At 66.9% G+C, this 18,301-nt stretch carries 17 protein-coding genes; 8 read left to right on the forward strand and 9 right to left on the reverse strand.

Annotated elements, in window-relative coordinates:
* Positions 1-53 precede the first annotated feature (53 nt).
* Together ACWF4Z_RS36005 and ACWF4Z_RS36010 are read left to right on the forward strand one after the other, a co-directional pair.
* Positions 54-1,103: an FAD-dependent oxidoreductase gene (locus ACWF4Z_RS36005; RefSeq protein WP_452247701.1), complete on the forward strand. Its 1,050-nt coding sequence runs from the start codon at positions 54-56 to the stop codon at positions 1,101-1,103.
* A complete protein-coding gene (locus tag ACWF4Z_RS36010) occupies positions 1,096-1,953 on the forward strand; it encodes a VC0807 family protein (protein WP_452247702.1) in 858 nt (285 codons plus the stop codon). Before ACWF4Z_RS36005 ends, ACWF4Z_RS36010 begins: the two co-directional genes overlap by 8 nt.
* A gap of 23 nt (positions 1,954-1,976) precedes the next feature.
* On the opposite strand, the gene pdxS is transcribed toward ACWF4Z_RS36010, so the two are convergent.
* Both pdxS and ACWF4Z_RS36020 read right to left on the reverse strand, forming a co-directional pair.
* Entirely contained in the window at positions 1,977-2,876 is a 900-nt protein-coding gene (pdxS, locus tag ACWF4Z_RS36015) for a pyridoxal 5'-phosphate synthase lyase subunit PdxS (protein ID WP_452247703.1), read from the reverse strand.
* Positions 2,877-2,952: 76 nt separating this feature from the next.
* The gene (locus tag ACWF4Z_RS36020; RefSeq protein ID WP_452247704.1) at positions 2,953-4,257 is read right to left on the reverse strand and encodes an aminotransferase-like domain-containing protein; all 1,305 of its coding nucleotides are present in this window, start codon (positions 4,255-4,257) and stop codon (positions 2,953-2,955) included.
* Positions 4,258-4,633: 376 nt separating this feature from the next.
* Here ACWF4Z_RS36020 and ACWF4Z_RS36025 point away from each other — a divergent pair, with 376 nt between their 5' ends.
* Entirely contained in the window at positions 4,634-6,289 is a 1,656-nt protein-coding gene (locus ACWF4Z_RS36025) for a bifunctional 3'-5' exonuclease/DNA polymerase (protein WP_452247705.1), read from the forward strand.
* Positions 6,290-6,636: 347 nt separating this feature from the next.
* The gene (locus ACWF4Z_RS36030; protein WP_452247706.1) at positions 6,637-7,047 is read left to right on the forward strand and encodes a DUF4259 domain-containing protein; all 411 of its coding nucleotides are present in this window, start codon (positions 6,637-6,639) and stop codon (positions 7,045-7,047) included.
* Between the two features lies 1 nt (position 7,048).
* Here the strand turns inward: ACWF4Z_RS36030 and ACWF4Z_RS36035 are convergent, their stop codons facing one another.
* Genes ACWF4Z_RS36035 through ACWF4Z_RS36055 form a run of 5 tightly spaced genes read right to left on the reverse strand, consistent with a single transcriptional unit; the run spans position 7,049 to position 12,013 of the window.
* Positions 7,049-7,522 carry an Imm26 family immunity protein gene (locus ACWF4Z_RS36035; RefSeq protein ID WP_452247707.1) on the reverse strand — a complete coding sequence of 158 codons (474 nt, stop codon included), beginning with the start codon at positions 7,520-7,522 and terminating at the stop codon, positions 7,049-7,051.
* Positions 7,523-7,573: 51 nt separating this feature from the next.
* Positions 7,574-7,960 (reverse strand): hypothetical protein, encoded by a 387-nt coding sequence (locus tag ACWF4Z_RS36040; protein ID WP_452247708.1) that lies wholly within the window; start codon positions 7,958-7,960, stop codon positions 7,574-7,576.
* A gap of 12 nt (positions 7,961-7,972) precedes the next feature.
* Positions 7,973-10,555, reverse strand: coding sequence for an RHS repeat-associated core domain-containing protein (locus tag ACWF4Z_RS36045; protein ID WP_452247709.1), 2,583 nt, complete (start codon positions 10,553-10,555; stop codon positions 7,973-7,975).
* Between the two features lie 26 nt (positions 10,556-10,581).
* Entirely contained in the window at positions 10,582-11,469 is an 888-nt protein-coding gene (locus ACWF4Z_RS36050) for an aminoglycoside phosphotransferase family protein (protein WP_452247710.1), read from the reverse strand.
* A gap of 49 nt (positions 11,470-11,518) precedes the next feature.
* Entirely contained in the window at positions 11,519-12,013 is a 495-nt protein-coding gene (locus ACWF4Z_RS36055) for a hypothetical protein (protein WP_452247711.1), read from the reverse strand.
* An 86-nt stretch (positions 12,014-12,099) separates the two neighbouring features.
* On the opposite strand from ACWF4Z_RS36055, the gene ACWF4Z_RS36060 reads away from it, so the two are divergent.
* Both ACWF4Z_RS36060 and ACWF4Z_RS36065 read left to right on the forward strand, forming a co-directional pair.
* Positions 12,100-12,876: an S-methyl-5'-thioadenosine phosphorylase gene (locus tag ACWF4Z_RS36060; RefSeq protein ID WP_452247712.1), complete on the forward strand. Its 777-nt coding sequence runs from the start codon at positions 12,100-12,102 to the stop codon at positions 12,874-12,876.
* A complete protein-coding gene (locus ACWF4Z_RS36065; RefSeq protein ID WP_452247713.1) occupies positions 12,873-13,898 on the forward strand; it encodes an NAD-dependent epimerase/dehydratase family protein in 1,026 nt (341 codons plus the stop codon). Before ACWF4Z_RS36060 ends, ACWF4Z_RS36065 begins: the two co-directional genes overlap by 4 nt.
* A gap of 527 nt (positions 13,899-14,425) precedes the next feature.
* Here the strand turns inward: ACWF4Z_RS36065 and ACWF4Z_RS36070 are convergent.
* Together ACWF4Z_RS36070 and ACWF4Z_RS36075 are read right to left on the reverse strand one after the other, a co-directional pair.
* Positions 14,426-15,574, reverse strand: a complete 1,149-nt coding sequence (locus ACWF4Z_RS36070) for a sensor histidine kinase (protein WP_452247714.1) — start codon at positions 15,572-15,574, stop codon at positions 14,426-14,428.
* Positions 15,571-16,269: a response regulator transcription factor gene (locus ACWF4Z_RS36075; RefSeq protein WP_452247715.1), complete on the reverse strand. Its 699-nt coding sequence runs from the start codon at positions 16,267-16,269 to the stop codon at positions 15,571-15,573. The genes ACWF4Z_RS36070 and ACWF4Z_RS36075 overlap by 4 nt, the downstream gene beginning before the upstream one ends.
* Positions 16,270-16,391: 122 nt before the next feature.
* Here ACWF4Z_RS36075 and ACWF4Z_RS36080 point away from each other — a divergent pair, with 122 nt between their 5' ends.
* The gene (locus tag ACWF4Z_RS36080) at positions 16,392-17,042 is read left to right on the forward strand and encodes a glycosyltransferase family 2 protein (RefSeq protein WP_452247716.1); all 651 of its coding nucleotides are present in this window, start codon (positions 16,392-16,394) and stop codon (positions 17,040-17,042) included.
* Positions 17,039-18,295 carry a DUF2064 domain-containing protein gene (locus ACWF4Z_RS36085; protein ID WP_452247717.1) on the forward strand — a complete coding sequence of 419 codons (1,257 nt, stop codon included), beginning with the start codon at positions 17,039-17,041 and terminating at the stop codon, positions 18,293-18,295. Before ACWF4Z_RS36080 ends, ACWF4Z_RS36085 begins: the two co-directional genes overlap by 4 nt.
* Positions 18,296-18,301 lie beyond the last annotated feature (6 nt).

Genomic DNA, 18,301 nt, shown 5'->3' on the forward strand with positions numbered 1-18,301 from the left:
GTCTAGATATCTTAGAAGATAAGAGATCTACTGACTAAGAGATTGGATCGGCGATGCGCGTCGTGGTGGTCGGAGCGGGACTGGGTGGCTTGTGCGCGGCCAATGGACTTCAGGCCGCGGGATGCGATGTCGAGGTACTGGAGGCGCAGGACCAGATCCAGGACGAACAGCAGGGCTATCGGATCAACGTCAGCCCGAGCGGGCAGGAGGCGTTGCGTGTCTGCCTGGACGCGGAGCAGTTTGCGGCGTACGAGCAGCTCTTGCATCGCCAGCCGGATGCGGCGGTCTACCTCTACTCCTCGGCGCTCGAACTGCTCGCGCGCTACCAGACCCCGGACCCGCCCGGTGCGATCGACCGGACCCGGATGCGCCGCCTCCTGGCGGACGGGGTGGCTGGCCGGATCACGTTCGGCCGGCGGGTCGACTCGGTCGCGCAGGTCGGAGCTGCCGACCTGATCGTCGCCGCTGACGGCGTCGGCTCGGCGCTGCGCCAGCAGCTGATCCCGGGCCGCGATCCGCAACCACTCGGCTGGTCGGCGATCTTCGGACGCGCCGCGATCACCGAGGCGAACCGCGGCTGGCTGGCGCCAGTGATCCTGCGGAGCAGGTTCTGCGGAGTCGTCGAGGCCGACACCACGCTGGCTCTGTGCGCGTACGACGCTCCGCAGGCCCCCGCGCCGTACGTGATGTGGGTGTTGATGGGCCCCTCCGACGAACTGCCCACCGCACCGGCCGGCTTGCTGGACTTCGCTCAGAGCCGGACCAAGGGCTGGGATCCCCGCGCGACCGCCGTACTGCGGGAAACCGCGGCAGCGGACTGTTTCACCACGCCGCTGCGGGCGATGCCGGAGATCCCGCCGCTTCCAGCGCCGTCCGGCGTACCGGTTGCCTTTCTCGGCGACGCGATTCATGCGATGTCGCCCGCTGGTGGTGAGGGCGCGAACACAGCCTTCGCCGATGCGGCTTTGCTGGTCGCTGCGGTGCGCTCAGGCGAGCCGATCGGCCGGGCCGTTGCGCGGTACCACGAACAGATGCGAGCGATGGCCGGCGAGGCACTGCAGCGATCCGCGAACTACAGCCCGAAGGTGGCCAACGATGCCTGAACCGACCAAGCGCCAGAGGATCGTCTGGGTCTCGACCGCGATCGCGAACCTGGCGGTCGATCTACTCCTGCCGACGGTGATCCTGCTCGCGCTCGCACCGACCGGACTACCGGCCGCGCTCCGGCTCGCGATCGGCGGTGCGCTGCTGAGCGGCAAGGCGATCGGCGGCCGGATCGAGTCCGGCGAGTTCCGGTGGCGCTTCGCTCTCGTCGCCGGGCTGGTGCCGGCCGCCACGATCGTCGGTTGCTATCTCGCCGGCATCGGCTCGACGGCAAGCATGGTGGCCGGAGCAGCCGTGGCGGGCGTCATCGTCATCGCCGACCTGGCCCGAAACCGGATGCGTGCAACCGAAGGGCGACGGGTCGATGCCTTCGCGGTGCTGGTGCTGGTCGAGGTACTGGTCAGCGTCGTGGTGACCTCGATCAGCGGCGACGCCCGCTTCGTGCTGGCCAGGTCTTCGCTGTACCTCGCCGTCGGCGGGATCTTCATCCTGGCGACCACCTGGTCGGAGCGGCCGATGATGCGAACCACCCTGAAACCCGTCGCCAGCAAGGGAGATCCGGTTCGAGCCGAGGCCTTCGAGCGAGTCTGGACGCGGTCCCGCGAGTTCCGCGGCCTGTACCGCGCGATGACGTTCGGGCTGGGGTTGGTGTTCCTGATCGACGCTGTCCTGCGGGTCGCGATCATCTACAGCCAGCCGGCCGACGACGTCACCAAGACCTCACTGACCTCGCAACTGCCACTGATCGTGCTCCTGGTGATCTGGTTCGCCGCCGGCCGCGGTCTCGCCGTACCACGAGCCGAACGCCTCCTCGACGCCGAAACGACCCCACAAAACCAAGCATCCTAGGTCTGTCGGTAGTACCCCGCCCGCTACCAACCACGCTCTGCGAGGCGGTGCGGCTGCGGGATCTCATCGACGTTGATGCCGACCATCGCTTCGCCGAGGCCGCGGGAGACCTTCGCGAGTACGTCGGGGTCGTCGTAGAACGTGGTGGCCTTGACGATCGCCTCGGCGCGCTGGGCCGGGTTGCCCGACTTGAAGATGCCGGAGCCGACGAAGACACCCTCGGCGCCGAGCTGCATCATCATCGCGGCGTCGGCCGGGGTCGCGATGCCGCCGGCGGTGAACAGTACGACGGGAAGCTTGCCGAGCGCGGCGACCTCCTTGACCAGCTCGTACGGCGCCTGCAGCTCCTTGGCGGCGACGAACAGCTCGTCCTCCGGCAGGTTCTGCAGCTTGCGGAGCTCCTGGCGGATCTGACGCATGTGAGTGGTCGCGTTGGAGACGTCGCCCGTACCGGCCTCGCCCTTGGAGCGGATCATCGCCGCACCCTCGGTGATCCGGCGCAGCGCCTCGCCCAGGTTGGTCGCGCCACAGACGAACGGAACGGTGAAGTTCCACTTGTCGATGTGGTTCGCGTAGTCGGCCGGGGTGAGCACCTCGGACTCGTCGATGTAGTCCACACCGAGGCTCTGCAGCACCTGCGCCTCGACGAAGTGACCGATCCGGGCCTTGGCCATCACCGGGATCGAAACGGAGCTGATGATCGAGTCGATCATGTCCGGGTCGCTCATCCGGGAGACGCCACCCTGCGCGCGAATGTCGGCCGGAACCCGCTCCAGCGCCATCACGGCGACCGCACCGGCGTCCTCGGCGATCTTGGCCTGCTCGGCGGTGACGACGTCCATGATCACGCCACCCTTGAGCATCTCCGCCATGCCGCGCTTGACCTTCGCGGTACCGGTCTGGGGGGTCTGGTTCTCGGTCACTGCACATCCTCCTGGTCGTGGTGCGTCACGTACCAGGTTAGGTGGCGGTGGGCATCGATCCTGAGTCCACTTCGGATCAAGTGGACTGGTCTAGTGCTTCTTTGAGGCGTGCGGTGACCAGTCGGAGGGTTGCAGGCGGCGCGGTGAACGGGATCCGGATGTGCCTGCGGTCCGTGCCGTCCGGCGTGAACAGGTCGCCGGCGCCGAGCAGAAGGTTTTGCTCCCGGGCTTTGTCGAGGACGCGACGCGCTCGAGTCTCGGTCAGCTCCAGCCACAGCGTCATCCCGCCGGTCGGTGTGGACCACGCCACACCGTCGAGTGTGTTCAGTCCGGCTTCCAGCGCGTTCAGGTTGGCTCGCAGCCTGGTACGGCGCCGACTGATCACCTTGTCGAGTCTGTGCAGGATTGCCTGGGCCAGGAGGTCGTCCAGTGCACTCGGCGACGCCACGCTGAGCTGTGCGGCCGTGTTGATCCGCCTGCGCAGCTGTTTACCGGTTCTGACCCAGCCGACGCGGAGTCCGCCCCAGACTGTCTTGCTCAGCGAGCCAACGCTGACAGTGCGCGGATAGCGGCTCAGCGGCTCGGCTTGCTGACCACTGGCCAGCCAAAGCGGTCGCATGGTCTCGTCGCTGATCAGGGCAGCGCCGTACCGGCGTGCTATCTCGACCACCGCGGTTCGCCGGTCTGCTGGGAGGCTCAGGCCGGTGGGGTTGTGGTTGTCGGCCTGTAGGTAGATGACCTTCGGACGGTGTCGTCTGCACAGGTGCGTGAGCTGGTCGGTGTCCCAGACGCCGGCGGGCCAGCCTGCGACGTCCAGGCGGTGTTTCCGGAGTAGGTCGAAGGCGGCTGGGTACGTCGGGGTCTCGGTGATCGCTACGCCCGGTCCTAGGTCCAGTCCGGCCAGTGCGGCGTTCAGACCGGCTGCTGCGCCGACTGTCAGCGTCAACTGGTCCGGCTCGGTCGGTACGCCTTCTCGGGTCAGCCTTTCGGCCAGCGCCTCCCGGAGCTCCTGCGAGCCGCCCGGTGGCGGCCCGTCCCCGCCCATCGCTTGCGGCAGCCCGTCCTGAACGATCTGCGCCGCCGCCTCCGCCACATCATGCGGCGCCGCCGTCGTCGCAAACCGCAAGTCCAACACCGGCTGGTCCCCCGCGGTCACCGTCGAAGCCGGCGCAATCGGGTCCAACAACCGGTCCAGCGGCCTGATCACCGTCCCGGAACCCCGCTTGGTCTCCAGCACCCCGTCGTTCCGCAGGTTGTCCAGCGCCCGTACGACGGTCACCCGGCTGAGGTTGAGCCGCTCCGCCAACACCCGCTCCGACGGCAGCCGAGACCCGATCGACAGCTCCCCGCGCTCGATCCGCCTGAGCACCAGCGCTTCCACCTGCTCAGTCTTGGTCCCGTCCGCCGAATCCAAGTCCCCCGCACGCCACATAAGTCCAGTCTCCCACCACTGGCCTCATATTCGCCTCACTCCCCCTCCCCGCATGCCCGCCCACCCGACCCCGCCCGGCTCGCCCGCCCCGCCCGGCTCGCCCGACCCCAGCCGACCCCACCCGCCTCGCCCGACCCCGCCCGACCCCGCCCGACCCCACCCGCCCACTCGCCCGCCCCGCCGCGCCCCGCCCCGCCCCCAACCAGGCCGACTTTGTGCACCAGATCCGTACTTTCCGCCGCTCCAGACACGGATCCGGTGCACAAAGTGGGGCGTCGTAGGTGGTCGGGGTGGAACTGTCGGCGAAGGGTGTGAGGATTCGGGTATGGATGAGAGGTGGGCGATTGGGCCGGTGGAGGGTGGCGGGGCGGTTCTCGTCGCGCTGCATCCGGACGGGCAGCCCGCCGGCGAGATCCTGCACGAGCCGGACCTGGCCGCCGCCGTCGCGTCCCGCCCGCACGTCACGCGATGGGTGTGGCGGTCGTCGTCCGAGATCTATCCACGGTTGCTGGCTGCCGGCGTACGCGTCGAACGCTGCTACGACATCGAGAACACCGAGGGCCTCCTCCTCGGTCACGAAGGCCGCCTCGGCGAACCACGCTCCGCGGCCGCAGCCTGGGCCCGCCTCACCGGCGCCCCTGTCCCACCCGACCCGCCAATGCGTTCCGTCGTACCGGGTGAGCAGTCGTCGCTCTTCGAGTTCTCCGAGGAGCCGGTCGCGTTCGAAGCCTTACTACGTGTGTACGCCGACCAACTGCGCCGTCACGGTCTCACCGAGCACCCCGACCGCATGCGGTTGCTCACGGCATCCGAATCCTCCGGGATGCTGATCGCCGCCGAGATGGACCGCGCCGGGCTGCCCTGGAGTGCTGACGCCCATCGAGAGCTGCTCAGCGAACTGCTAGGCGAACGCTTCGGCGGCACCGGCGAACCACGGCGGCTGACCGAGCTTGCGGACGAGGTGTCCGCCGCCTTCGGGTTCCGAGTCCGTCCGGATCTGCCGGCCGACGTACTGAAAGCCTTTAAACAGGCGGGCTATCAGCTCAAGTCCACGCGCCGCTGGGAGCTCGAGACCATCGACCACCCGGCCGTCGCGCCGCTGGTCGAGTACAAAAAGCTCTACCGCATCTACACCGCGAACGGCTGGTCCTGGCTGCACGACTGGGTCCACGACGGCCGGTTCCGCCCCGGCTTCGTCCCCGGCGGCACCGTCTCCGGCCGTTGGATCACGAACGGCGGTGGCGGCCTTCAAATCCCCAAGGTCATCCGCCGGGCGGTCGTCGCCGATCCTGGCTGGCGCCTGGTCGTAGCCGATGCTTCTCAACTCGAGCCTCGGATCCTGGCCGCGATCTCTCGTGATCCTGCGCTGATGGAGGTAGCCAGCGATCCCGGTGATCTCTACAAAGCCGTGTCAGACCAGGCGTTCTCGGGTGACCGCGCGCAGGCGAAGGTCGCCGTACTGGGTGCGATCTACGGTCAGACCTCCGGCGACGGACTCAAGAACCTCGCCATGCTGCGCAAACGGTTCCCCGTGGCCGTCGCGTACGTCGACGACGCTGCCCGAGCCGGCGAAGAGGGCCGCCTGGTCCGCACCTGGCTAGGCAGAACCAGCCCACCCACCGGCCACCCCCTCGACGAGGCAACCCTAGAAGGCCCGCCCGCCGACGACCTCCCCACCGACGCCCGCAAAGCCCGAGCCTGGGGCCGCTTCACCCGAAACTTCGTGGTCCAAGGCAGCGCCGCCGACTGGGCCTTGCTCATGCTGGCTGCCCTCCGCCAATCCCTGGTGGGCCTCAAAGCCGAACTCGTCTTCTTCCAACACGACGAGGTCATCATCCACGCCCCCGCAGACGAAGCCGACCAAGTAGCCGCCGCCATCCAATCCGCCTCAACCCTCGCCGGCCACCTAACCTTCGGCCCAACCCCCACCAACTTCGCCTTCACCACAGCCATAGCCAAAACCTACGCAGACGCAAAGTAAATTCTGGTGAGGTGGTGGATGTGGATCATCCCCCGCGCGCTACGCACCCGCTCCGTTCGTCGCAACGCTCCTCACCGCAGCCGCTCCGCGCGCTCCCACCCGCCCTCCGGCTATTCGCCGGCATTCCCCTTCCGGCTAGCGCCGTGCCTATCCGGCTACCGCCGGAGCCCGCGGGCTACCGCCCGCCCCCGACCACGCCGCGCGAACCGCCGTGGGCCTTCATCATGTTGTTCGCTTTCGGATCAGCATGGTCCACCGGCCCATTAGCGTTCTACCTGATCATCCGGAGTCCACGGAGCATGCGAGGTCAAATCGCGCCAGGCGGAACTCGTGGCTACTGTTCACGTATGGGTGCCTGGGATCCGTCGACGTTTCGCAATGATGACGCCGCAGACTGGGCGCGCGGCGTAGTCGAAAGCGACAGTGACTCAATGGTTCGGGACACGCTCCGGCAGGTCGCCGCTTGGGAACCTGCCCACTATCTCGAAGCAGACCTCGGTGCAGCCGCCCTCGTCGCCGCAGAACTTCTCGCCGCCGCCGCAGGCACCCCAGCGTCCCCCACACCAGCGAATCAGGAAGCTCTCGCGTGGGCGGCAACCCAGCCGCAACTGGCCGAACTGGCCCCACTCGCGATCGGTGCGATTGGTCGCGTGAGAGCGCCAGACTCCGAGCTGCGCGAGCTGTGGGCGGACGCCGGTCCGCTCGCCATGGCCGAATGGACAAGCATCATGGACGAACTCTTAAAGCGCCTTACATAAGCTACAAGCCGGACTCAGATCCCAGGAGCCTCTCCAGCTTGAGTTCCACGAACTTGTCACCGGCGAGGCCATGGTCAGGCAGACCAGCTAGCCTCTCGGGGTCCGACAGCATCTGCTCCGGACGGTTTCGGAGATCGCCAGCATAGGAGACACGGTAGGAACGTCCTGACAACTCCTCATGACGAACAAAGTCAGGCAGCGGCCAAGCTCTCGGATCCCAATCCTTCACCGATCCAATGATGGGCCAGCGCCCCTCGAGCAAGCCAAGGTCGCCGAACAACTTAATCCACACGGCGGACTCCATGGTGAAGTCGATCTCAGCGACCGAAGGCAGCGACTCGTAGCGGACGGAAGAGAAATAGCCGAGTATGGTGCCGTCTTGTCCGATGCGAGCAGCTACACCCAAGCCATACGCACCACCGGAGAGCGGAACGCCGAAATATTCACCTTCGCCAATTCTTCTACCCACCGCCACATAGATACCTTTTCACCGATTCCATACTCCATGAATTATCATCATTAGCCATCAATTCAGCATCTCAGGTCGAAACCATTCTTGAGAACGCAGCCAGTCGGCGTACATCGCATAGATCCTCAGTATGCCGTCGCTCTGGTTCCGGTCATCAAAGAACCGGTCGAGGACATCGAAGAGCCCATCGGCACTCAAGTCGGGCTCGATTCGCCCCTCACGCTCGACTTCCATCTTGTGCATCCGACGGATTAATGCCTGCCAACTTAGATTGTTTCCCCCATCGAACCGGAGGACCAACCACTCTCTGAAGCCCAACAGCATCGACCCTTGACTTCCCAAATCCCAGCCAAGAATGAAAGCCTCAAGCGAGGCCAGCGACCCATCCAGGCCATAGACCGCTGGCCTCGATCGAATCGAGCGCACCATCTTTTGAAAGTCCATTTACCCAATCCATCAAAATGGGAACTCTTGAGGATACATATCTTTCCACAAGTTCTTATATTGATCGATAGGCACGCCGCGCCTATCAGAGAAGGCATCGTAAACTCTGCCACCTCTCACGACGACGTCGTGGTGTCCCCACCCGCTCCACTCGTCTCGATATCTTCCAAGGTTCTGGGCACCCTGGGGTGGCTTGATCCGATAGATCTCGCCTCCGATCCTCTGCTGGATGTCTCGAGCAACTTCCTCGCAGCCACTTGAGTTACAGACGTCCGACGATGGGCGTGGCTTCCAGTCGGGGCCAAGGTCGCCGCCAGGATTCTCCGGTTCGTGGCCGCCGCCGCGGTGGTCGTCGTCTGGGTCTGGTGGTTGTGCTGTTGCGCCGGCGTTGCTGTCGGTGTTGCTTGTGCTGGAGTTGTCGTCTCCGCCGCTTGCTATTGACCAGATTTGGCCGCCGAGTGTGAGGTTCTTGATGAGTTGGCCGAGGGCGGTGCCGAGGGCGATGCTACCGATTGCGCCGCCTGGACCAACGCTAGCTCCGCCGGTTCCGGCTGTGTCTCCGCGCGGGTTGAAGCCCATGTTGAACCAGTCGATGTTTTCGGTCTTGCCTACTGTTGCTACTACCGAGCCGTACTGGTTGAGGGCGTTTTGGTATTGCTGGTCGGACCACTGGCTGGTTTCGCTGGTTAGGTCGCCTCCGGGGCCGACGATGGTGGCGGGTTGGGAGGGGTCGACTGAGCAGAGTGCTGGGTTGCCGTTCGCGCAGGACGGGTCGCCAGGTGGCGGCTGCTTCTTGGTTTTGGCGTCGTTTTCTATGTCCTCTTGTTCCTGCTGGATCTTCTTGCGCAGCTGGCACTGAGCGTCGCAGGGTGGAGGTGGAGGCGTACGGCCGCAACGAGTCTTGCACTTCGTGGGTGGTGGGTCGCAGTGCTTCTTACAGTCCGGCGTGCAGTTCGGCCCACTGGTACCGGGCGGGCACTTCGTGACCGGGCAGTTCTTCCCGCTCCCTCCGGGCGGGCACTTCGGTGGCGGGCACGTATGCGTCTTACGGCAATCGGTCGGTGGTGGGTCGCTGATCCACTTGCAGTGGTAGACCCCTGGGTGTCCGTCACCGTTGCGCTCATACGTCCACCAACAGACCCGCTTCATCGGGTTGCCATCGGGGTCGACAGCTCGATGCCCGTCGGGGTCGTTGAAGGTTAGAGGGTTGCCGCCCGTGTAGGTGTAGAGGTTGGCGGTTGCGGTGGATTCGCCGGCGGCGGAGGTGATGGTGTCTCGGGAGTTGAAGGTGGCGGATTCTGGGTCGTACCAGCGGGCTCCTTCGTTGACGTCTCCGGAGCGGGGGTCGGTCCAGTCGCCTTGGTAGCCGACTCTGTATTTGAGGCCGGTGGCGCTGGTGGAGTTGCCGAAGGGGTCGAAGGTTCTCGTGTCGGGCAGGCCCGTGCCTAGGGTGGTGTCGGTGGGGTCGAAGCCTGCGATGACGTCGCCGTGGCGGTCGGCCAGGACCAGTCGTTTGGTGGTGTCGTAGCCGATCGACAGCAAGCCGTCGGAAGCGGAGCGGCCGAAGAACTGCGTTCCGTCGGACACGACCTCGTCGCTGAAGCCGTCGTAGCGCATCCGGGCTGTGCCGGCCTGCACCGGCCGATCGAGAGCGTCGTACGTGAAGTCACGGTCGAAGCGGCTGATCATCCGGTCGAACGCGTCGAATGTGAACGCCTCCGTCGTCGTCCCGGTCGTCTTCGACTGCATCGCGCCACGGGGCGTGTAGGTGTACGTCGAGGTCCCGTCGCTGATCAGGCGGTTGCGTTCGTCGTACGACGCCAACTTGGTGCCGGCCTTGATCCGGTTGGACGCGGCATCCCACCCGTACTGCGTGGTGGTCGAACCCTTCGTCCAGGAGGTCAATCGGCCCAGTTGGTCATAGACATAAGTGTTGTTACCAGCACCGGCAACGCCGGTGGTGTTCTTGGATGTGATGTTGTTGTCGGCGTCGTACCCATAGGTGATCGACGAGACCGACGCTGCGCCTGCCTTCAGGACGTCCGAGTTCATCCGCCCGTAGGCGTCGTACCCGATCGTTCGGATCCGCGAGGAGCCGTAGTCGATGGTCGACAACTGGCCGGCGGCGTTGTACCCGAGCGTATGCAGCGTCCGCGTGACCGGGTCAGTCTCCGTGGTCGGCCGCCCGTTCACGTAGGTGAAGTCCGCGGTCCCGGCAGCGTCGATTCGCTGTGTCAGTTGACCATCGGGGTCGTAGCCCTGAGTCGAGGTCCCCGACGGCCCGTCCGCACGCAGCAGCATGCTGCGGTCGTTGTAGCTGTAGGTGTTGACCCCGTCGAGCGAGCTCGAGGTCGCGAGTCGGCCGGCCAGGTCATAGGTCAGGTTGCGTGCCGTGGTCGAAGCCTCGGCGCCGTTGCCCTCTTCCTTGGTCAGCCGACCCGCCGCATCGTACGCCCGAGTACGCTGCACGCCGCCCGGCGACAGCAACGAGACCGCGTTGCCGGCTGCGTCGTACGACGCCGTCCACGTTCGATCCGCATCTGCCGGGTGCGCGGTCGTCGAAGGCTCGATCACCTTCTCCGGCAACCCGAGCACGTTTCGGGCTGCTGTCCGAGCCGTGGTTATGCGGTGAGGCGGTCGGCTTCGGTTAGGAGGAGGTGGCTGAAGGGTTGGAAGTTTATGGTGTGGGCGTAGACGCCGCTGAAGACTCGGTGGATGGTTCCCCATTCCCAGATGGCGGTGGGGTCTATGCCGGTGCGGGCGGACAGGAGTTGGGTGCGGGTGTGGAGGTTGTCGCCTAGGTCTGGGTTGCAGCGGATGATGGTGCCTAGGTCGCAGGCCGGTTCGGCGCGTAGGCCGTCTGGGTCGATGAGTTTGTAGGTGCCGTCGCTTGCCTGGAGTGCGTTGGCCTCGTGGACGTCGCCGTGGACGAGGACGGCGGACCGATCGTCGTGGGCGAGGCGGCGGCGGTTCATGCAATCCAGGGCGTCGGCGATAGTGGCCGGGGAGCACGGGCGGCCGGCCTGTTCCCAGAGGATTGGTAGGCGATTGGCGTAGTGCTCAGCCAACTGCGCGCCGGTTGGGAGGTCGATGTCGGGGCCGATCGGACGCCAGAGGCGGACCGCGACCTCGCATAGGAGCTTGTGGCGGCTTGCGGGGTCGGGCACGACTTCGTACATCTGAGGTCCCAGGCGCTCCAGCAGGAGGGCTTGTCGACTCAGGTCTTCGCGCAGCAGCTTGGCGCAGCCTTCGCCGTTCGCTAGGCGCAACGCGGTGGCCTCGTGGCTGAGGTCTCGACCTGGGACACCGATCTTGAGGACCGCTGGGGTGCCGTCAGCCAGCGTCACGCCCACGGCCAGGGCGGCGTGACCGCCTTCGAAGCTGGGGCCGATCGAGAGGGACCACTCCTGGGCGAGTGAGTCAACCAGGTCTGGCAGCGCGTCCAGCCAGGATTCGTTGCCGTCGGCCATGACCGTCTTGCGGACTTGGTCGGGAATCTCGAGGCTCACTCGGCCAGCCTAGCCAGGACGTCGGGTGTGAGGCGCTGGATTAAGCAGGTTAGCTGCCGTCCTCCAGTTCGATGGTGGACGGCATTGGCGCGTGGCCGGATAGGTGGAACCAGGTGACTAGGCGGCGTTGGCGGAGGTCGCGGGTCGATACGACGATGTCGTTGTGGAAGCGGCGGGCCAGCTGGACCCGTCGCATCGCCAGGCCGAGTTCGCCGGACCATGGTTCGGCATCGGTGCCGGTGGCGTTGATCGCACGGGTCAACGCGGATTCGGCCTGTTCGTGCTGCTCGATCGAAATCAATGATGCGGTACGGGCGCGATGCGCAGCATCGAGGAGTAGGAGCGACGACGCGGGGTCGAGGATGCCGGTGCCGGCGAGCTCCGCGACGAGGGCGGAACGGCGGGAGAGCTCGGTTTCGAGGGACGCACGGGCGAGTGCGACCCGGCTGTGCAGGCGGTCGAGCCGGCCCGCGGTCCACGTCGCGTACGCGCCGAACAGCAGGAGCAGTACGCCGACCGCGAGCAGCGCCCAGGAAACCTTCACGCCCCTATTCGATCATCGATTACGGAGCGCTGACGGTCCGGCCGAATCCGGTAGTCGCCGCCGCACCCGCCACTAGCGTCGGAAGCATGGCTGATATCGGTGTCATCGGTGGTTCCGGCTTCTACGAGTTCCTGAACGACGCGCGAACCGTCGAGGTCGACACGCCCTTCGGTGCGCCCAGTGAGCCGCCGATGGTGGGCGATCTCGACGGGCGCGAGGTCGCATTCATCCCGCGGCACGGCGCCGATCATCGCTTTCCGCCGCATCGGGTCAACTACCGCGCCAACCTGTGGGCGTTGCGCGAGCTCGGCGTACGGCAAGTGCTCGCTCCGTGCGCGGTCGGATCGCTCAACCCCGAGCTCGGACCTGGCACGTTTGTAGTCCCGGACCAGTACGTCGATCGCACGTGGGGCCGGGCCCATACGGTGTACGACGAGGCGCCCGTCGTACACACGTCCGTCGCCGATCCGTACTGTCCGACCGGCCGCGCGACGGTGATTGCCGCGGGCAACGTCGTACCGGCAGGGACGATGGTGGTGATCAATGGGCCGCGGTTCTCGACGCGTGCGGAGTCGCAGTGGCACGCGGCGCAGGGGTGGTCGGTCGTGGGCATGACCGGGGCGCCGGAGGCGTCGATCGCTCGCGAACTGGCGTTGTGCTACACGTCGATCGCTGTTGTGACGGATCATGACGCGGGGGTCGAGACCGGTGCTGGGGTGACGCAGGCCGAGGTGTTCGAGGTGTTTGGGCGGAGTATCGAGCGGTTGCGAGGATTGATCATTGAGGTGATCGGGCAACTACCCAAGCCAGATGCGGACTGCGGTTGCCGGCATGCGCTGGATGGTACGGCGGCTGCAGTATGAGGGTCCTGTTGACGGGTGGCGCGGGGTTCATCGGGCAGCATGTTCACCACCAACTCGTTGCTGAGGGCCACGAGGTTGTCGTGTTCGACTCGTTTCGGGCGGATGTGCATGCGGTCAGGCCGGAGCCTCGGCCGGGGTTGATTGTCAGCGATGTGCGCGATGCGGCCGCGGTCTCGGCGGCGCTTGGTGGGATCGACACGGTGATCCACCTTGCCGCGAAGGTCGGGCTTGGGGTCGATCTCGATGATCTGGATGACTATGTGTCCAGCAACAGCCTTGGTACGGCGGTTTTGCTGAAGGAGATCGCTCACGCAGGGGTCCAGCGGGTCGTGTATGCGAGCTCGATGGTCGTGTACGGCGAGGGCCGGTACGACTGCTCGGAACACGGTCGGGTGGCGCCGGGGCCACGTCGTACGGAGGAGCTGGACGCGGGGCAGTTCGAGCCGCCGTGCCCGCTCTGTGGGTCGCCGCTGCGGGCTGGGTTGGTCGAGGAGGACGCGCTGCTCGATCCGCGGAACGCTTATGCGGCGAGCAAGCTCAACGGCGAACACCTCGCGGCCGCGTGGGCTCGGGAGACCGGCGGGCGGGTTACTGCGCTGCGGTTCCACAACGTCTACGGGCCGGGAATGCCGCGGAACACGCCGTACGCCGGGGTCGCGGCGATCTTCCGGTCAGCGCTGGAACGGGGTGAGGCGCCGCGGGTCTTCGAGGATGGACGCCAACGGCGTGACTTCATCCATGTCCATGACATCGCCGCCGCCGTCACCACAGCGGCGACAGCCCTCCTCCATCAGCCGCCATTCACGGCGTACAACGTCGGCAGCGGGACTGTGACGACGATCGGTGAAGTCGCGGCAGAGCTGGCGCGCGCGTACAACGGTCCGGCGCCGGTCGTCACCGGGCAGTTCCGCCTCGGCGACGTCCGCCACATCACTGCGTCATCAGGCCGCCTCCACAACGAGCTCGGCTGGAAGCCCACCTACAACCTGACGACGGGTATCAACAACCTGATCCAGTCGTAGCCCTGTCCGGACAGATCCGACCGCATCACTCTCCGAGATCCCGAGCATCGACTCGTGGATCGCGGTCGGCGACACGCGGTCGGTCAAGGTGCGCGTCGCGCAGCGGCCGAGGTCGAGGTCCGAGGGGATGAGGCGGGCCTCCAGGCCATTACAATCGCCCGCCCAGCTGGGTGGCAGGCGTGGCGGACGGGTTGGACGGGTTGGACGGCGATTGTGATGGTCTGGGGATCCGCGAGGGCGGACCCCAGCCACTCATCAACCACCGAGCCGGCCGTACCGGGGCCGGGTTGTGAGCGTGGACAGGTGCTCAGCGGTCTGCTTGGTGAGTGGTGCCGGTCCGCTCGCCCGCCAAGCGGTCCGCCCCGCCGTCCTTCCTCGACCAGCTCACTCACACAGCCCGGAGACCGAGACACCACAGTCCCTCCGCAAGGCCCGACCCAACCACATCCCCTGTACGCACACCCGATGAGCGCCGGACAGGGATCAGCACCCCGCCGGAGGCGGGTAAATAGAACAGCCGCCGTGGGTTAGTTGCTGGCGGCAACTGGGGGGAGGTCTATCTGGAAGGCGCAGCCGCCGGCGACGTTGGTTACGCCTATTTTGCCGTCGTGGGATTCGACGACGCCTCGGGCGATCGCCAGGCCTAGGCCGCCGCCGCTGGAGGGGGTGGATTCTGGGGTTCGTTGTTCGTCGCCGCGCCAGCCGATGTCGAAGACTCGGTCGAGGTCGTCGGTGGGGATGCCGCCGCAGCCGTCGGTGACGGCCAGCCGGACGCGCCCGTCCGGCTCACGATCGACGGCGACCGTCACGGAACCACCAGGTGAGGTGTGGCGAATCGCGTTACCCACAAGGTTTGTGACGGCCCGCGTCAACTCATCCGGATCGCCCTGGACAGCCAGCCGATCGTCGTCCGACGGCGTCGACACCTTCAACTGCACGCCGGACGAACGGGCATGCGCCCCGTTCTCCCCCGCCACATCCTCAGCCAACTCCCGCAAACTCACCGCAGACCGCCGCCGCGGCAACGGCGCGGCTGACAACCGCGACAGCTCGAACAGGTCGTCAACCAGCCCTGTCATCCGATCAACCGTCGCCCGCATTTGCCGAAGAGCACCCGGTACGTCGTCGATCACACCGTCTTCAAGCCCCTCCGACACGGCCCGGAGCCCAGCCAGCGGCGTCCGCAAATCGTGGGACATAAACGCGACCAACTCCCGCCGACTCGCCTCCAGCGCGCGCTCGCGTTCGTGCGATGCGGCCAGCTTCTTCCGTGTCATCTCCAGCTCGTTCGTCAACTCAGCCAACTCAGCAGGCACCGCACCGGACAAAGCGACCGGCGCTTCGTACGACGTACCCAGGTGACGCAATCGCCGACCGACATCCCGCGACCCCGTGCTGATCCAGTGCCCGAGCAGCACCGACATCCCCAACCCGAGCAGCGCGGCAAAAGCCAACGTCCACAGCACCACCCACGAGTCGTGCTCGGAGATGAACATCGCCCGCACGCTCTGCAGCACCGCGGCCAGCGCGGCCGCCATCGGGGCCAGCGCCGCGACGATCATCGTGACCCGCAACGAACGACGCCGGAACTGCCACAGGATCGCCGCCCCGACCGCCGCGACCACCAGCGTCCAGAGCGTGGTGAGCAGGAGAATCGTGAACATGTCCTTGTTCATTCGGCATCTCCCACGAACCGGTAGCCCGTCCGCGGCACGGTGAGCACGAGCCGCGGATCGGACGGATCCACCTCGATCTTCTCGCGCAACCGCCGTACGTGGACCGTGACAGTCGACGAGTCACCGAAGTCCCAACCCCACACCCGCCGGAGCAGCTCGGCCTTCGTGTACGCCTTGCCCGGATGCGACACCAGGAACGCCAGCAGATCGAACTCCCGGTGCGTCAGCGACAACTCGTCCTCGTTCAGGTACGCGCGCCGCGCCGCCGTGTCGATCGTGACCGGGCCGGCGCTCAGCTTGGCCGGCGTCAGGTCGAGCCCGGCCAGCCGCTCCTCGCGCCGCAGCATCGCCTGCACCCGCAGCGTCAGCTCCCGCGGGCTGAACGGCTTGACCACGTAGTCGTCCGCGCCGACCTCCAGCCCGACCAGGCGGTCCTCTTCCTCACCTCGGGCGGACAGCATGATCACCGCGGCACCGTCGTCGGCCGCGCGCATCCGCCGCAGCACCTCCAGACCGGACAGGCCGGGCAGCATAACGTCCAGTACGACGACCGACGGCTTCCACTGCTGCCAGACCTCGACCGCCGCGACACCGTCCGCGACCACGCGGGCGTCGTACCCGGCCTTGGTCAGGTACGCCGAGACGACGTTGGACACGGTCGGGTCGTCATCCACCACGAGTACACGAGTAGCCACGGTCAGAGCCTAGATCTTCCACTGACAGTCTTACGTGCTCCGCACCCTGTCGACAGACGCCGTAAGCGACCCGTAGCCGCGTTTCACCGCAACTACGCACCGATTTTCCCTACGGTCGAAGGGTGTCCATCGATCTCATTCTGCCCTGCCTGAACGAGGCAGCGGCCCTGCCGTGGATCCTCGAGCGGCTACCGTCCGGCGTACGAGCCGTTGTCGTGGACAACGGTTCCACCGACGGGTCGCCGGAGGTCGCGGCGAGCCACGGCGCGACCGTGGTCCGGTGTGAGATCAAGGGGTACGGCGCCGCCTGCCACGCCGGCCTGGAAGCCGCCAAGACCGAGGTGGTCGCGTTCATGGACGCCGACGCCTCGCTCGACCCATGGCAGCTGGACCGGGTCACCGCGCCCATCCTGGCCGGGCACGTCGACCTGATGCTCGGCCGGCGCCGACCGACGTCGGCCAACGCCTGGCCGTGGCACCTCCGACTCGCGAACGCCGAACTGTCCCGCCGGATCCGGCGCCGTACGGGCGCTCCCCTGCACGACCTCGGCCCGATGCGCGCGGCCCGGCGTACTGCTCTCCTCGGCCTCGGCCTGCGAGACCGCCGCTCGGGGTATCCGCTCGAGACCGTGGTCCGGGCGGCCGACGCGGGCTGGCGGATCGCCGAGGTCGATGTCGACTACCTCCCGCGCTCCGGCCGCTCCAAAGTCACGGGTACGCCGCTCGGCGCGGCCCGCGCTGTCCTCGACATGTCCAAGGTGCTGGCCGGATGACTCGCGGCACACTGATCGTCATCGCGAAGGAGCCCGTCGCCGGGCGGGTGAAGACGCGCCTCCAGACCGAATTCACTCCCGCCGAGGCCGCCGCGCTGGCCCGGGCCTCGCTCGTGGACACCTTGAGCACCGTCCGTTCTGCACCCGCGTCGCGTCGTGTCCTCGCGCTCGAAGGTGAACCAGGCCCCTGGCTCCCGGACGGTTTCGACATCGTCGGGCAACGCGGGGACGGATTGGCCGAGCGGCTCGCAGGCGCTTTCGAGGACGCCTTCGACGGTACGCCGATGGTGCTCGTCGGCATGGACACACCGCAGCTCACGCCCGAGCTGCTCAGATTCCGATGGTCCGGGTACGACGCCGTCCTCGGGTTGACCGACGACGGTGGCTACTGGTGTCTCGGGCTGCGCGTACCCGACCGGCGGGCGTTGATCGGCGTACCGATGTCGACCGATCACACCGGTCGCGATCAGCTTCGGCGGCTGCGGGCGCTCGGAATGCGCGTGCTCATCCTGCCGACGCTGCGGGACATGGATACCCCGAACGACGCCGCCCTGATCGCCGCGGCCTATCCGGGGTTGCGGGTCTCGCGGCTCTATCAGCGGTTGCGACACGCGGCCCACCCGGGCTTGCTGTTCGAACAGGCCTTGGGAGGTACGGCGCGAGTCGTTGCTACCGGCATCGATGGCCGCACGGTGCCGGCACTGTCCGAGGTGGACCGGTGGAAGGCGCCCGCGGATGAGGTCGATCGGCTCGCGCTGAGTCGCTGTGAGGGTCCGGTCCTCGACATCGGCTGTGGGCCGGGACGGATCGTGACGGCGCTGGCCGAGCGTGGGATTGCGGCGTTGGGTGTCGACGTGTCGCCGCGGGCGGTGTCGCTGACCACGGCTCGGGGCGCGGCGGCATTACGACGACCGGTGCAGGATCGGCTGCCGGGCGAGGGGCGTTGGGGCAGTGTGTTGCTGATGGACGGGAACATCGGGATCGGCGGTGATCCGGCTGATCTGCTGCGCCGATGCGCCGAGCTCGTTCGGCCTGATGGGTTGGTGCTGGTCGAGGTCGATCCGGATGACGAGCTCGATGATGCGGCGCCGATCGTGCTGCGAAGTTCGACCGGTCGCCGGTCGAGCCCGTTGCCGTGGGCGAGGATCGGTACGCGGGCCGCACTCCGGCACGCCCGGCAGGCCAACCTGCATCCCACCGAGGACTGGAGGGCGGGCCACCGCGCCTTCCTCGCCCTCCGCCGAACCGCATGAACCAAA

Source organism: Kribbella sp. NPDC055071 (genome assembly GCF_053608045.1).

Bases quoted from the DNA above. Each gene is read 5' to 3' on its own strand.
- ACWF4Z_RS36005 (WP_452247701.1), top strand. From the start codon at position 54: ATGCGCGTCGTGGTGGTCGGAGCGGGACTGGGTGGCTTGTGCGCGGCC.
- ACWF4Z_RS36010 (WP_452247702.1), top strand. From the start codon at position 1,096: ATGCCTGAACCGACCAAGCGCCAGAGGATCGTCTGGGTCTCGACCGCG.
- ACWF4Z_RS36025 (WP_452247705.1), top strand. From the start codon at position 4,634: ATGGATGAGAGGTGGGCGATTGGGCCGGTGGAGGGTGGCGGGGCGGTT.
- ACWF4Z_RS36030 (WP_452247706.1), top strand. From the start codon at position 6,637: ATGGGTGCCTGGGATCCGTCGACGTTTCGCAATGATGACGCCGCAGAC.
- ACWF4Z_RS36040 (WP_452247708.1), bottom strand. From the start codon at position 7,960: ATGGACTTTCAAAAGATGGTGCGCTCGATTCGATCGAGGCCAGCGGTC.
- ACWF4Z_RS36060 (WP_452247712.1), top strand. From the start codon at position 12,100: ATGGCTGATATCGGTGTCATCGGTGGTTCCGGCTTCTACGAGTTCCTG.
- ACWF4Z_RS36065 (WP_452247713.1), top strand. From the start codon at position 12,873: ATGAGGGTCCTGTTGACGGGTGGCGCGGGGTTCATCGGGCAGCATGTT.
- ACWF4Z_RS36070 (WP_452247714.1), bottom strand. From the start codon at position 15,574: ATGAACAAGGACATGTTCACGATTCTCCTGCTCACCACGCTCTGGACG.
- ACWF4Z_RS36085 (WP_452247717.1), top strand. From the start codon at position 17,039: ATGACTCGCGGCACACTGATCGTCATCGCGAAGGAGCCCGTCGCCGGG.